General features: G+C 44.0%; 12 protein-coding genes. 10 read left to right on the forward strand and 2 right to left on the reverse strand.

From position 1 onward, the window contains the following. The first annotated feature begins 351 nt into the window (after nucleotides 1–351). From L4C39_RS15815 to L4C39_RS15830, 4 genes are read left to right on the forward strand one after another with little or no spacing between them, the layout of a single operon-like run. Nucleotides 352–1,350, forward strand: a complete 999-nt coding sequence (locus L4C39_RS15815) for a cytochrome-c peroxidase (RefSeq protein WP_429746940.1) — start codon at nucleotides 352–354, stop codon at nucleotides 1,348–1,350. Between the two features lie 10 nt (nucleotides 1,351–1,360). Then, the gene (locus L4C39_RS15820) at nucleotides 1,361–2,596 is read left to right on the forward strand and encodes a cytochrome-c peroxidase (RefSeq protein WP_429746845.1); all 1,236 of its coding nucleotides are present in this window, start codon (nucleotides 1,361–1,363) and stop codon (nucleotides 2,594–2,596) included. Beyond that, nucleotides 2,593–3,204 carry an arsenate reductase (azurin) small subunit gene (locus L4C39_RS15825; protein ID WP_017053152.1) on the forward strand — a complete coding sequence of 204 codons (612 nt, stop codon included), beginning with the start codon at nucleotides 2,593–2,595 and terminating at the stop codon, nucleotides 3,202–3,204. The genes L4C39_RS15820 and L4C39_RS15825 overlap by 4 nt, the downstream gene beginning before the upstream one ends. A gap of 2 nt (nucleotides 3,205–3,206) precedes the next feature. Continuing rightward, nucleotides 3,207–5,903, forward strand: coding sequence for an arsenate reductase (azurin) large subunit (locus tag L4C39_RS15830; RefSeq protein WP_017053151.1), 2,697 nt, complete (start codon nucleotides 3,207–3,209; stop codon nucleotides 5,901–5,903). A gap of 90 nt (nucleotides 5,904–5,993) precedes the next feature. Here the strand turns inward: L4C39_RS15830 and L4C39_RS15835 are convergent, their stop codons facing one another. After that, nucleotides 5,994–6,455, reverse strand: a complete 462-nt coding sequence (locus L4C39_RS15835) for a plastocyanin/azurin family copper-binding protein (RefSeq protein ID WP_113797837.1) — start codon at nucleotides 6,453–6,455, stop codon at nucleotides 5,994–5,996. Between the two features lie 130 nt (nucleotides 6,456–6,585). Further along, nucleotides 6,586–7,206 carry a LysE family translocator gene (locus L4C39_RS15840; protein ID WP_017053149.1) on the reverse strand — a complete coding sequence of 207 codons (621 nt, stop codon included), beginning with the start codon at nucleotides 7,204–7,206 and terminating at the stop codon, nucleotides 6,586–6,588. 400 nt (nucleotides 7,207–7,606) lie between these two features. Between L4C39_RS15840 and L4C39_RS15845 the strand changes: the two genes are divergently transcribed. The 6 genes from L4C39_RS15845 to L4C39_RS15870 all read left to right on the forward strand — a co-directional run bounded on the left by L4C39_RS15845 (nucleotide 7,607) and on the right by L4C39_RS15870 (nucleotide 15,369). Further along, nucleotides 7,607–9,427 (forward strand): extracellular solute-binding protein, encoded by a 1,821-nt coding sequence (locus L4C39_RS15845; protein WP_429746848.1) that lies wholly within the window; start codon nucleotides 7,607–7,609, stop codon nucleotides 9,425–9,427. Between the two features lie 12 nt (nucleotides 9,428–9,439). Beyond that, nucleotides 9,440–10,528 carry a microcin C ABC transporter permease YejB gene (locus L4C39_RS15850; protein WP_113797841.1) on the forward strand — a complete coding sequence of 363 codons (1,089 nt, stop codon included), beginning with the start codon at nucleotides 9,440–9,442 and terminating at the stop codon, nucleotides 10,526–10,528. Nucleotide 10,529: 1 nt separating this feature from the next. Next, nucleotides 10,530–11,585 carry an ABC transporter permease gene (locus tag L4C39_RS15855; protein ID WP_429746850.1) on the forward strand — a complete coding sequence of 352 codons (1,056 nt, stop codon included), beginning with the start codon at nucleotides 10,530–10,532 and terminating at the stop codon, nucleotides 11,583–11,585. 5 nt (nucleotides 11,586–11,590) lie between these two features. Next, entirely contained in the window at nucleotides 11,591–13,198 is a 1,608-nt protein-coding gene (locus tag L4C39_RS15860) for an ABC transporter ATP-binding protein (protein WP_429746852.1), read from the forward strand. Nucleotides 13,199–13,382: 184 nt separating this feature from the next. Then, nucleotides 13,383–13,889, forward strand: a complete 507-nt coding sequence (locus L4C39_RS15865) for an RNA-binding S4 domain-containing protein (protein WP_136995741.1) — start codon at nucleotides 13,383–13,385, stop codon at nucleotides 13,887–13,889. A gap of 184 nt (nucleotides 13,890–14,073) precedes the next feature. Beyond that, nucleotides 14,074–15,369, forward strand: a complete 1,296-nt coding sequence (locus L4C39_RS15870) for an alpha/beta fold hydrolase (RefSeq protein ID WP_429746854.1) — start codon at nucleotides 14,074–14,076, stop codon at nucleotides 15,367–15,369. The last annotated feature ends 12 nt before the right edge of the window (nucleotides 15,370–15,381 follow it).

The following is a 15,381-nucleotide window of genomic DNA, read 5'->3' on the forward strand; positions in this document are numbered from 1 at the left end:
ACCATACCTAAGAGTTAAACATATCGTTAACTTATATAATCCGCAATTAGATAAATCGTTAAATAAATCATAGGTTGAACTGGATCACACTGTAGTTAAGTTAATGATAAATAATGGAAAACAGATGGATTAAAACTTGGCTTAATTTATGCTGTAGAGAAGAAGTGAGTATAAAAACGAACTGTGTCCTCTATTCATACCGTCTTCAATAACACGGCTGTAGAGAACGCAGTAATAGCTTGGAAGCTAAGGAGCATAACAATGAAAAAAATGCTAATCCTTGCTGCAATTAGCGTCTCTTTCTCAGCTTTAGGTCAAACGGATGATCAGCAGTTTGGTCCGTTACCTGAAATGAAGATAAACGATGCAAAAGCAGAATTGGGAAAACGCCTATTTTTTGATACACGACTATCAGGTAATACGGCATTGTCTTGTGCATCGTGCCATCAACCAGAAAATGGATATTCCTACCCAGAAGCATTGGGCCCTGCCTATACCGGGAGTAAAGGCTTTAGGAACGTACCCACTCTTATTAATACCGTTTATAAGAAAGTGTGGTTCCATGATGGTCGTATTGGTACCAATCTTAATGATGTGACGCGTGAAAACATCACAGAAGATTGGTTAATGAATATGGATATGCGTTTGATGCAAGAGCGTCTTAAACAAGATCCAATCTACGTGAAAATGTTCAAAGATGCGGGATATGGCGAACCGTCAAATGGCTCGGTGCGTAAAGCTATTCCTGAGTACTTGAAAACGCTGACCTCCAACCAAACTCCTTTCGACAAAAATCAGTTATCTGAGCAGGCCAAACAGGGTTTTGATCTGTTTAAAGGTGAAGCGGGCTGTTCATCTTGTCATAACGGACCACTCTTTACCGATGGTAAACCATACAATACCGGCGTTGCTGAAAACTTCGATATCTTCCGTGACCCTATGCGCCACCAAACCTTTATCGCATTCAATATGTTCATGGGGAACGAGAACTACATGAATTTGAAGCGTGATGTAGGAGCTCATGTTCAAACACATAAAGCAGACGGCACTGACATGGGTAAATTCATGACACCGACACTGCGTGAACTCAAACAAACAGCACCTTATATGCATAACGGAATGCTCGCGACGTTGCCAGAAGTGGTCGCATTTTATAATGCGGGAGGCGGTGAAGATTCAAATAAAGATGCAAGGCTAAAACCACTTAACTTAAGTGAACAGCAACAGCAGTCACTCGTCGCATTCTTGGAGTCGTTATCCAGTGAACCATTAACTACAGAGAAACATGTTTGGACGGCTTACGATTACGACTATGAACTTATTTCTGATTGGCACAATGCTAAAAACTAAGGAGGACGAGATGACAAATTATTCAATCAGCTTGTCTGCTGTGGCTGCAATGTTAGTGACGTTAACCGCGTTACCTGCTTGTGCACAACAAGAAGAGACAAGTAAAATTACCGCAGAAGAAGTGACAGCATCACTTCCTGATATTGTTGTCAACGGTGTGGCTTATCCTGCACTGGCACCGCTTGGTGAAGTACCAACGCCTGCAGATAACCCGACGACAGAAGAGAAAGTCGCATTAGGCAAACAACTGTTCTTCGATGGCCGTTTAGGGGGAGATACTTCAACGCCTTGTTCTGCGTGTCATAACCCTGCGTTGGGTTGGGACTTCCCATCAGATCTCTCTTTAGGTTATCCAGGAACGGTTCACTGGAGAAACAGCCAGACAATCGTGAATTCAGCCTATTATCAGAAGTTGTTCTGGGCTGGCTCTTCTAAATCGTTAGAGGGACAAGCTAAAAGTGCGGCTAAAGGTGGCGTCGCGGGGAATGGTGAAGATGACATCATGGAAGCCCGTTTAGCGCTAGTGCCTGAATATGTTGAGCAGTTCAATACCATCTTTGGCGATAACTACCCTAAAGTGAGCAATGCGTGGAAAGCGATTGCTGCTTTTGAGAGAACGCTTGTTCAAAGAGATACGCCATTAGACAACTACCTATTGGGCGATAAAACCGCATTAACTGAACAGCAATTGAAAGGTAAAGCACTGTTTGAAGGCAAAGCGAAATGCATCTCTTGTCATAATGGTGCATTAGCTTCGGATCAGAAAAACTACAATGTCGGTGTTCCTACAAACTTGCGTTGGGAAAACGATCCTATGGCTCAGATAACCTTCCGTTATGAACTGTATGCAAAAGGTTCAAATGAGAAAATGTATCGCAATACCAAAGCTGATCCTGGGGTGTATTTCCGTGGAAAACGTAAAGAGATGAAGGGAATGTTCCGCACACCTAGTTTGCGTTATACCAAGTTTACTGCCCCTTATATGCATAACGGTACGATCAACACCCTAGCTGATGTGGTCGATTTCTATGACCGTGGAGGCGTCGCTAAAGATGGCAGAACAACAGGCTTCCCTCAAACGAAAAGTCCTCTCATCACGCCTCTTGGTTTAACGGGCGAAGAGAAAACCGATCTGTTGGCATTCTTAGATGCATTTACCGGTGAGAAATTGATGATGACTTACCCTGAAATTCCAAAATACCAACGACTATTCAGTGAAGAAGAGCTTGCGGAGGTGAAAAAATGATTTTCGATAAAGAAAAACGCCAAGCTAAGTCGAGCAATAAAGAGAGTGCGCAAGAGCATCAAAAATGCATGATGTCTCGCCGTGACTTCCTTATGTATACCGGCGCTACCGCAGGAGCAGCGAGTGTTATGTCGATCACTCTGTTTCCTGGAACCGCACAAGCACAAAATACAAAAGCGAGAGTCGTGGGTTACCCTCGTAAACTGCTGGGCAAAATGAGCGAATTGAAAACCAATGAACCTCTCTATTTCAATTACCCAGACGATGGGCCAAACTCGCAAGGTTTATTAGTAAAAATGGGCGTGCCTGCTGGTGGCGGTTTAGGTTCAAAGCAAGATGTGGTTGGATTTTCGCTGATGTGTACTCACCAAGGTGGGCCGCTTAACGGTCAATACAAAGTGGTAGGGGAGCACCGTGTACTTGGTCAATGCCCATTCCATTTATCGACATTTGATATGCGCCGTCATGGGATCATCGTTTCGGGCCAAGCTTATGAAAGTTTGCCGCAAGTATTGTTAGAGCTAGAAGGCGATGATATTTACGCTGTTGGCATCATGGGGCTGCTATTTGGGCGAACCGATAACATTATTGCGATGCAGGAGGCGTAATCATGACGACTAATTTTTATATACCAGAAGACCATGCACCGCTACCGCCGAAAAATGCAGAGAAAATAACAACCGCATGTGATTACTGCATTGTAGCGTGTGGCTACAACGTTTATCGCTGGCCGTTAGAGCAAGCAAATGGCGGCATGAAAGCGAGTGAAAATGCGTTTGGCATTGATTTTCCAAGTGCGCCTTTACAAGCTTGGGTCGCACCAGCTCAGCACAACGTGATTATGCATGATGGTAAGCCACATAATATCGTGGTGGTGCCTGACAAAGACAGTAAGGTGGTAAATAAAACCGGTGACTCTTCCATGCGTGGCGGGCTACTCGCGCAGAAACTGTATAACCCATCAACCGGAACTCGTGACCGCTTAACTCAACCATTGGTTCGAATTGGAGGCAGTTTACAACCCGTTCCTTGGGACTTTGCGCTGGACATTGCAGCCGAAGTCGGGCGTCATGTTATCGACACTCATGGTACCAATGCTTATGGCGTAAAAACGTATTCTTATCAGTATATTGAGAATACCTACGCCATCACCAAGTATGCGCTGCGCCACGTCAATACCGCTAACTTCTCGTTCCATGATACGCCATCGGATGTCACCTCAACCCCAGGCTTTAGAGACGCGGGTTTTGATAACTTCGGTCCAAGTTATGATGATTGGGGCGCGGCTGATACCTTAATGATTTGTGGTACTGACCCTTACGAAACCAAAACCATTATTTTCACTCAGTTCATTATGCCTGCCGTTCAGCGCGGTATGAAAACCGTGATCCTTAACCCACGTGAAACCGCTGGTATTGCTTGGTTGAAGAAGCAGGGCGGGTTGCATATTGATCTGAACCCAGGCTCAGACAACTTAGTCGTCGGTGCGATTCTTCGTGTGATCATTGAGAACGGTTGGGAAGACAGCGAGTGGATTAATAAATGGGTGAACAATAAGTGGGAAACCAGTTCGGGCTTTGGACAAGGTACGCGTAATACGCCTTGGCAGTGGCGAACCACTTGGGGCAAATTCCAAACTGATGGCTTTGAAGGCTATAAGAAATGGAATTTAGAACAGAAAGAGTACGATCCTATCTACGCTGCGAAAATGGCAGGTATTGATGTCGACAAGATTTACAAAGCGGCAGAGATGTTAGCCAAGCCAGTGAATGGGGTTCGTCCTAAAACTTCGATTGGTATCGAAAAAGGGTTCTACTGGTCAAATAACACTGGTAATACAAATGCGATCTCTACCCTTGCAACGGTTGTGGGTGCTGGTGGTCGTGAAGGTCAAGTGGTTGGACGATTTGGTGGGCACCAACGTGGTGGTCAGTCGGGGGGTAAATTACCGAGAAATAAATCGCCTGAGAAAGTACCGGGCCGTCGCCGTAGAGCCATCGATACAGACCGTTACCTCTATTCTGGTCACACTCGTTTCGCTCATGTTATCGGTACGACATGGATCCAAGCGATGTGTGGTAGCCAAGGTCTTCAGAAGAAATTCTGGGAATTGACGACAGCGAACCCGCATCAGGTTTACTCATACGATAAGCAAGAGATCATCGACACGCTGAAAAAACGTGCAGACTCAGGCGGCATGGTGGTGATTAACCAAGATATCTACTTGCGAGATCCCATTGGCGCTAAATTTGCCGACATCGTTTTTCCTGCGGCAACGTGGGGCGAAGTGGACTTCATGCGAGCGAATGGTGAGCGTCGCTTGCGTCTTTATCAAAAATTTGCCGATGCTCCGGGGCAAGCACAACCAGATTGGTGGATCATTTCTCAACTGGCTAATCGTATGGGTTATGACGGTTTCGACTGGCAGAATTCTAATGATGTGGCAGAAGAGGCATCGCGTTTCAGTCGCGGTAGTCGTAAAGATTTCAATATGATCAAAGTCGCCGCTCATGCTGAAGGAAAAACATTGCATGAGAAGTTACGTGAATATGGAACCGAGGGGATCCAAGGACCTGTTTTCTATAATTACGATACGAAGAAATTGGTTGGAACAAAACGCCTGCATGATACAGAAATGACCTTAGATACGCTGGCTGAAAAAGGGTTAGCGAATGGGCCTCAAGGTGCGAACGTTCTGAAGAAACAGCTTACGGGCTTTAATAGCCAGACAGGTAAGGTGAATATTCAGAAACACCCATGGGATCTATTTAGTGACTTCTATGCATGGCTTCAACCGAAAGAGGATGAGTTGTGGTTCTCTAATGGACGTATCAATGAAATCTGGCAATCAGGGTTTGATGATGTAGAGCGTCGTGCTTACGTTATTCAGCGTTGGCCAGAAAACTGGGTCGAAATTAACCCAGAAGATGCGAAAGCTCGCGGCATTGAATCGGGCGACCAAGTGATGATGTATTCAGATCGTGTTGCGAACTTTAAAGATACCATTCTTGGCGTGCATGGAGATGATTTCCAGTTCAGCAAATTGATGGAAAATGGGCATATCAAGCTAGACAAGGCTGCGGTGACGGCTGTCGCTATTGTGACTCCAGCAGTGAAGAAAGGGGCGTTGTACGCAAATATGATCGATATGCGTCAACCTTCTAATTCATTAACCACAAGAGTGGTAGACCAAATTAGCGGTAACTATAACTACAAAATGGGCGTCGCGAAGATCAAGAAACTGGGTGAGTCCAAATATAAGTCTGAATTCCGTTCTTTCTCATTTGCGCCTAGAAACATTGTTTAGGTAATGACGAGGTTTAGGTAGTGAAGAGATAACATCGGGAAAGAGTGTCATTGGTGGCCTTGTGGTGAGGCCACCTTTTTTGTGTCTGAATTAAGGAATTTTCTTTTCAGCTTTATCCAGCATTGCCTGCATTTTATCTTGTGCACGGCGGCTAACGCGTTTCTTCGCAGCCTCACGAGCTTGAACAATATTACCGCTAGGATCACCGACAACAATCAGAGCAACCATGCCGTATCGGTGGTGAACCTTACATTTAATACCATAAACGCCGGGCTTATCGAACGTCACTTCAGATACATCGGAGTAGGCGATAGTGATGGGTTTTACCCCTTCAGGGATCATGCCTTTTATGCTGTGCGCGGTATGAGAACCAACCGAACCTTCAAAACGAACTTTTTCACCCACTTCAATTTCGACATAGTCAGGGATGAATTGATACATGGCATCAAAGTCAGTAGTTTCGATATCAAAAACTTGTTTGATTACTTGAGTTTCAGCATGAGCAGATTGAGCAATAAATAGCGAAAGAGCCAGTAAAAATAGTGGTTTCATAAAAGAGCTTATAAGTGATTGATAATAAGAATTATACGTATTTATCACCTTTGCACCACTACTTAGACTCAATGCAGAGAGAGAATGAGCCTAAATGACCCATTCATCACATAAATAATTATTTAATCAATTAACTCACAAAAAGCCAGATCCCCACACCCATCATTAAGCTACCCGAAATTCGGTTCATCACTCGTACATTTTCTGAATGACCAAGCACACGCTTTAACCCTTTTCCACCAGTGGCGTAGAGTGTCATGCACACAAATTCAGAAACTAAGATAATAGAGACAAGAATCGACAGTTGCGGTACTAGTGGCGCTTCATTGTTGATAAATGGCGGAAGCAGCGAGATCATAAATGCCCAGCCTTTTGGATTGGCGATAGCGGTGACAAACCCTTGAACCACCAGATCCCAATCTTTACCCACTTTAACATTTTGGGTATCAGCACTGATCGCGAGTTTCCCCTTAGAGCGCCACATTTGAATGCCCAAATAGAATAGGTAACTAGCCCCTAGGATCTTAAATCCAGTAAACAGCCAAGGGTAATTGAGCATCACCGCAGCAATACCGAGCACCGCAGCAATGGAGACTACGGCGACGCCTGCTAATTCGCCAATCATCATCCATAAGGTTCGCTTATAACCAACACTCATGCCCAAGCTAAGCGCAAGGGTCATACACATTCCCGGAGTAATGGAGACAAAGAAGAAGGTCGGGATGAATGCCAAAAGTAAGCTAGAACTCATTGAATTTCCTTAGCATGGGTCAGATGAAATAAAAGGCAATTTTCGTAACATTTTGCAACATACGGCATTTTTGGTTTAAAAACCATGTTTAGTCATTGATCTTATAAAATTGAAAAGAGTTCATGCTCGTAAAATGACTTATATCTGCAAATATGGCTGCCTAAAAAACACTCAAATAGAAGCCGCGTTGCATGATAAAAACGCAATCAAGGCTTATGCGTAAAGGCTTTATGTGATTAAAGACTCAATAAGAGCCGAAGATATGGGCTAGCATTTTATTAATTATTACATAGCCTTATATTTTCTCTATACTTAAATTACGCATGAAATTTTTCGTTCTCATAAAAGACAAACAATAAAAGTGCGCAATGGATATCGTTAAGAGAGTAGGGAGAAATACATGGTAAAGTGGAATCGTTTTATTGTCGGCGCTGCTGTCAGCATTCTGAGTTCAACCGTTTTTGCCGCAAACATTATCGAAACCACGCAACTTGTTGGTTTTGGCGTGGCAAAATATCCAGCGGAATTTAGCCATTTCGAATACGTTAATCCCAACGCCCCTAAATATGGCAATGTCACTTATGGTCAAGTTGGTACTTATGACAACTTCAACCGTTTTGCCTCGCGTGGTGTTGCGGCGGCAAAGAGTGGTGAATTGTACGATACCTTGATGTTTTCTCCTGCCGATGAAATCGACGCCTACTATCCACTGATCACCTCTAAAGTTCGCTACTCCGACGATTATACTTGGATGGAAATTGAGATTAATCCCAAAGCGAAATTCCATGATGGACAGCCGATCACTGCCCACGATGTGGCGTTCACCTTCGATAAATTCATGAGTGAAGGTGTTCCGCAATATCGCTCTTACTATAAGCAGATAAAGTCGGTGGCGGCTAAATCGGATCTGGTGGTTCGCATTGAAATGGAAGAACCGAATCGAGAAAAGTTGTTCAGCTTTGCTCAAGGCACCCGTGTACTGCCTAAACACTTTTGGCAAGATAAAAAATTCAATGAACCGCTCATGGAACCTCCTGTAGGTAGTTCAGCGTATAAAATTACAGGCTACAAACTGGGCCAAAGCGTGACTTACTCTTTGGTAGATGACTATTGGGCGGCGGATCTTCCCGTCAATATTGGGCGTAATAACTTCAAGCAAATACAGTATGACTATTATCGTGATGACACGGTTATGTTAGAAGCGTTTAAAGCGGGGGAGTTCGATTTTCGCCAAGAGAATTCAGCCAAGTTTTGGGCGAACTCATATACAGGTGTGAATTTCGACAAAGGTTTCATAAAAAAAGAGGAGATCCAGCACCAGAAACCGGAGAGTACGCAGGCATTTGTATTCAACACGCAACGAGAAATGTTTAAAGATCCGAAGGTGAGAGAAGCGTTAACTTACGCTATGGATTTTGAGTGGATGAATAAAAACATGTTCTACGGGCAGTATTCTCGCACTCGGAGCTTTTTCCAAAATACGGATTATGAGGCGAAAGGCTTACCGTCAGACGCTGAGTTAAAGATCTTAAATCCGTTAAAAGATTCGATTCCAGCGCAAGTGTTTACTCAAGAATACCAACCGCCAGTGACGAATGGTTCTGGTCGTATCCGTCCACAATTGCGTACTGCGTTTAAGTTACTTAAAGCTGCAGGGTGGGAGCTGAAAAACAAAGTGATGACCAATAAGAAAACCGGAGAGCCACTGTCTTTCGAGTTTTTGATTTATAGCCCGACCACAGAACGTATCGCGACACCCATTCAGAAAAATATGAAGTTGATGGGCATTGAAATGCGAATCCGAACGGTGGATACCACTCAGTACATAAAACGTTTACGCGATCGTGATTTTGACATGGTGTCATCAACGTACTCAGCGAACCCATACCCAAGTTCAAACTTAATGATTATCTGGAATTCTCATTTTATTGATTCAACCTACAACACGGCAGGTGTGATGGATCCTGCTGTTGACGCATTAACAGAACAAATTTCAAACAGTCAGGAAGATCCTGAAAAACTGTTATCGTTAGGCCGCGCGCTGGATAGAGTTTTGCAGTGGAATCACTACATTATCCCTCAATGGTTTGTTGGCGAGTATCGTGTGGCCAGTTGGGACAAGTTTGAACGCCCAGAAATACTGCCTGAATATGATTTAGGGATTGATACATGGTGGGTTTCCAAACAGAAAGCCGCGAAACTTCCTGAAAAACGTCAATAGAAAGAGAGTTTCATGGCAGCGTATATATTTCGAAGGCTACTGCTGGTAGTGCCGACATTGTGGGCCATCATCACCATCAACTTCTTCATCATTCAGATTGCACCAGGTGGGCCTGTTGAGCAGGCTATCGCGCAGATGGAAGGACATAACTCCGGTATCATGGAGCGCTTTAGCGGTGGCGGTAAAGAGGTGGATTTAGGCGCAGGAGATGAGGTGTCATCTTCTGGGTATAAAGGCTCTCGCGGTTTAGATCCTGAAGTGGTTGAAGAGATAAAAAAGCAGTTTGGTTTCGATAAACCGATTCATGTTCGCTACTTTGACATGTTGAAAAATTACGCCACTTTTAACTTTGGGCAAAGCTTGTTCAAAGGAGGAAACGTCATTGATTTGATTAAAGACCGGCTTCCTGTCTCTATCTCATTGGGGTTGTGGAGCACTTTAATTATCTATTTAATCTCGATTCCATTAGGGATTATGAAAGCCATTCATCACGGATCTCGTTTTGATATCTGGTCCAGTGCTATGGTGATCATCGGCTATGCAATTCCCGGTTTCTTATTCGCCATTATTTTGATCATCTTGTTTGCCAGCGGTAACTATTTTAGTTGGTTCCCGCTGCGTGGCTTAGTGTCGAGCAATTTTGAACAGCTCAACTGGTACCAACAAATCATCGATTATTTTTGGCATTTAGCACTGCCTATTTTCGCTATGGTGATTGGTGGTTTTGCCACATTGAGTATGCTCACCAAAAACTCATTTCTTGATGAGATCAACAAGCAATATGTAGTGACCGCCCGGGCAAAAGGTTTGGATGAGAGCAGTATTCTCTATAAGCACGTTTTCCGTAACGCAATGCTGATTATTATTGCCGGATTTCCAAGTGCATTCATCAGTATTTTCTTTACCGGTTCCATGCTTATTGAAGTGATGTTTTCACTTGAAGGTATTGGCTTGCTTGGCTTTGAATCGACCATACAGCGTGACTACCCAGTAGTTTTTAGCTCTTTGTACATAATGACTCTGCTTGGACTCCTATTGAGTATTATTTCTGATTTGACTTATACGTGGGTCGATCCGCGTATCGATTTCGAGGCACGTTAGCATGAGTTTTCTAGCTGGAAAATACGGTCTATTACAACCTAAAAACCCTCTAACACAGGCAAGAATTGCTCGATTTAAAGCCAACCGTCGCGGCTATTGGTCACTCTGGATTTTCTCTGCACTCTTCATCTTTAGCTTGTTTGCTGAATTGGTCGCAAATGATAAACCTCTGCTGGTGGAATATAACAGTGGTTGGTATTTACCTATTGTGAATCAGTATGCCGAAACCGAATTTGGTGGCGAGTTTGAAACAGAAGCCGACTATACCGATCCTTATGTGATTGAGTTGATAGAAGAAAATGGCACGATCATTTGGCCTCTCATCCGGTTTAGCTACGATACGATTAATTATGATATTGGTAGCGCGGTGCCTTCTGCACCTGATGGGACAAACTGGTTGGGAACCGATGATAAAGGGCGAGATGTACTTGCTCGGATCATCTATGGTTTTCGTATATCAGTGCTGTTTGGATTTGTACTAACGATTGTTTCAAGTGTTATTGGCGTGGTGGTAGGGGCGACACAAGGCTATTACGGCGGATGGATTGACTTAATGGGACAACGTTTCATTGAAGTATGGTCTGGCATGCCAACCCTGTTTTTGTTGATTATTTTATCGAGCTTTGTTGAGCCTAATTTCTGGTGGTTACTTGGGATCATGGTGTTGTTTAGCTGGATGAGTTTAGTGGGTATTGTTCGAGCGGAATTCTTGCGTTGCCGAAACTTTGATTACGTACGTGCGGCATTGGCGATGGGAGTCGACGATAAGCGGATTATGTTGCGCCATATGTTACCTAACGCAATGGTGGCTTCTCTAACCATGATGCCTTTTATATTGTCTGGATCTGTCACGACGTTAACCTCTTTGGATTTCTTAGGTTTTGGTCTCCCTGCTGGCTCACCATCGCTTGGCGAGTTATTAGCGCAAGGTAAATCGAACCTACAGGCACCATGGCTCGGGCTCTCTGCCTTTGCCATCTTATCTATAATGCTCACGTTGCTGGTTTTCGTTGGTGAAGCCGTTCGCGATGCGTTTGATCCGCATCAGCAAGGATGATCAAAATGATGAATGACAATTCTCAAAAAACGGTGTTAACGATTAATAAGCTATCGGTTGGGTTTGGTAGAGACAACCGTATTGATCAAGTGACACACGACGTTTCGTTGAGCATAAAGCGAGGGGAGACGCTCGCGCTCGTAGGTGAGAGTGGTTCGGGTAAGTCGGTCACCGCAAACTCAGTATTAAAATTGCTTCCTAAAGGTTCGTCTCACTACTTATCTGGCAGTATTACTTTTGATGGGACCGATATTCTGAGTTGCTCAGAGCGACAGTTGCGAGGAATTCGTGGTGGGCGCATCGGGATGATTTTCCAAGAGCCGATGGTGTCACTGAACCCACTACATAAGGTTGGGAGGCAGTTAGTTGAAACATTAGCCATTCACCGTGGTATGCGCACAAAGAAAGCAGAAGAGTTGGCGATTTCTTGGTTAGATAAAGTGGGGATTCGTCACTCAGCGCAAAAAATAAATGCGTACCCGCATGAGTTATCGGGCGGAGAGCGTCAGCGGGTGATGATTGCGATGGCTCTGATCAATGAACCTGAGCTTTTGATCGCCGATGAACCGACCACCGCATTAGATGTTTCGGTGCAGGCTCAGATCTTAGATTTACTTAAAAACTTGCAACAAGAGTTGGGTATGGCAATGCTGTTTATCACCCACGATTTGAGTATTGTGCGCCGAATCGCTGACAGAATGGCGGTAATGAAAGAGGGCGAAGTGGTTGAAATTGGGGAGTGCAAAACCGTTTTTACGGCCCCTTCTCACCCGTACACGCAGAAGCTGATTAACTCTGATCCACGAGGCTTACCGGTTGATGTTGAAGTTGATGCACCATCTTTGCTTGATGTAAGCCAGCTACGAGTATGGTTCCCCATTACCGGAGGAATATTCAAACGAGTGGTTTCTCATATCAAAGCCGTGACGGATATGCACTTCGATTTGCGTAAAGGTCACTCTATCGGCTTGGTTGGAGAGAGTGGTTCAGGTAAATCAACAACAGGTATGGCTATCCTCAAGTTATTGAAAAGTGAAGGTTCAATATCGTTTCAAGGCAGTGAACTGCAAGGGTTAGACAGAAAAGGGATGTTGCCATTTCGAAGTCGAATGCAGGTTGTCTTTCAAGATCCATTTTCGGCGCTGAACCCGAGAATGTCAGTGGCTCAAGTCATCGGAGAAGGGTTACGAGTTCACCAAGAACATGATGAAAAGACGCTGGATGCCATGATTTGCGAAGTGATGAAAGAGGTTGATTTAGATCCGAATACGCGACATCGCTATCCCAATGAATTTTCTGGAGGACAACGCCAGCGAATTGCCATTGCACGCGCTCTGATTTTGAAGCCGGAGTTTATTTTGCTTGATGAGCCAACCTCATCACTGGATCGAACGGTGCAAGCGCAAGTACTGGATCTTCTGAAAAATTTACAGCAGAAATATGGTTTGACCTATCTGTTTATTAGCCATGATCTTAATGTCGTTAAATCGTTGTGCCACTACACGATAGTGATGCGTAATGGGGAGATAATTGAGCAGGGTGACACGCAGTCTCTGTTTGCTTCGCCACAACACAGTTACACTCAAGAGTTGGTTAATCTGTCGAGTTTTTAAGCTTGATACTAAGAGTGAAAACGGCCATGAATCGATGATTGCTGGCGGTTTCAATATTTTTTCATTAAGTTTTAAGCGGCGTTTTAAGTTTGTTTGGCTTTACTAGAGCAAACCATAGTGGATAAGTGGTCATTTCTCGCGTTTAGCATTACACTGCCTGCAAAGTTTTATGACAGAGGTCACCATGGACCAAGAACAGTACGAAGAAGAGTTTCACCAAGAAGGTGAAGAGATAGAAATTGAAGCGATTGGCATCGATGTTTCAAGCCAACCTATTGAATTATATAAAGTGTTTAAAATTGCCAATTTAGTTGGTGGCGGCGGCGAAGCGAAACATATTATTTCTGAAGGTTATGTTGCGGTTAATGGTGAACTTGAAACGCGCAAACGTCGTAAAATGTACGATGGTGACTTCTTTGAATTCAACCAAGAATATTATGTTGTGGTTTGTGATGCGCCAGTAATGGAAGAAGCGGACGAAAAAGCAGCAAAATTAGCGAAGAAGCAACAAGCTGAAAAAGAAGAAGTAGCGAAAAAAGCAGAGCGCGCCGCAAGAAAAGAGAAGAAGAAAGCGGAAAAAGCGGCTCAGCCGAAAGGAAAGAAAGCGAAGCAGAGCAAATCCGTGAAACAAGATAAATCGAATGTTGATCGTGATGCGAACAGCGGTCGTCACTCCATAGATTTCTTCTAAGATACTCAAGTAAAAATCTTAGGTCTAAAAGAAGGCTTTAACTTCTCGTCATAACGCAATGATGGAGAGTTAAAGCCTTTTGTTTTATTTCCTGCACAATTCGTTGATTTAAGCGGCTTTATTACTGTGATTTGTCAAGGTTACTGCTAGAGTAACGACTCTTGATTACCGTGAGGGAAGTACAGTGCAGAAGCAGTTCATCGATGGCCAAATCTTATATCGTCAGCATCATTTTGATTTACCCCTTAATTACACACAACCTCAAGGAGATCAGATTAAAGTCTTCGCAAGAGAGGTGGTGAAGTTAAGTCATGAGAATAACCATGAACTGCCGTGGCTAGTTTATTTCCAAGGTGGCCCAGGTTTTCCTTCACCGCGCCCTAACGGTGAATCAGGTTGGTTGAAACGCGCACTTCAAGATTATCGCGTACTGCTGTTGGATCAGCGAGGAACGGGCAATAGTACGATTATTAGTCACCAAACTCTTGCGCACAAAACACCCGCTCAACAAGCTGAGTATTTAACCCATTTCCGTGCTGATAATATTGTGCGTGACGCTGAAGCGATTCGTGAACAGCTAGGCGTTAAACAATGGGCGACCCTTGGCCAAAGTTTTGGTGGGTTCTGTACGCTGACCTATTTATCTCTATTTCCACAAAGTCTGCTACGTTGTTACGTTACAGGGGGGATCCCATCAATATCTCGTCATGCTGATGACGTATATCGTGCAACTTATCAGCGGGTACTTGATAAAAACCAAGCTTTCTTTGCTCAGTTCCCTGAAGCACAACCATTGTGTAAGCAAATCGCTAATTACCTGCTTGCGAACGATGTTAGGTTGCCAAATGGTCAGCCGTTTACTGTCGAACAGTTCCAGCTTATTGGAATTAATTTGGGGCGCAGTGGGGCGAGCTTGCCTATGTATTACACGCTAGAGTCTGCGTTTGTTGAAGTCGATGGAAAACAAGAATTGAGCTATAGCTTTTTGAATCAAATGCAGCAAGAGCAAGGCTATTTAACCAACCCAATCTATGCGATTCTGCACGAATCCATCTACTGTCAGAGTTCTTCATCAAATTGGTCAGCACATCGTGTGCGTGATGAGTTCATAGAGTTCAGCTATTCAGAAGATAAACCTTTCTGCTTTACAGGAGAAATGATTTACCCGTGGATGTTTGAACAGTTGTCTACTTTAACTCACTTGCAGGCTGCGGCAGAGTTATTAGCGGCGAAGAAAGATTGGCCTCAACTTTATGATGCGGAAGTCTTGGCGAAAAATACAGTGCCAGTGGCTTGTGCCGTGTATGCCGATGATATGTATGTTGAGTTAGATTATAGCCGCGAAACTTTGGCGAAAATACCTAATGCGAAGGCTTGGATCACCAACGAATATGAACACAACGGTATTGGTGTCGATGGTGAACGCATATTTGATCGTTTAGTGGATATCGCCGACCGCATTGCCAATTTACCCAAGTAAAGCGCAATAGTG

Source organism: Vibrio clamense, assembly GCF_050337905.1.
Classification (GTDB): Bacteria; Pseudomonadota; Gammaproteobacteria; order Enterobacterales; family Vibrionaceae; genus Vibrio; species Vibrio cortegadensis.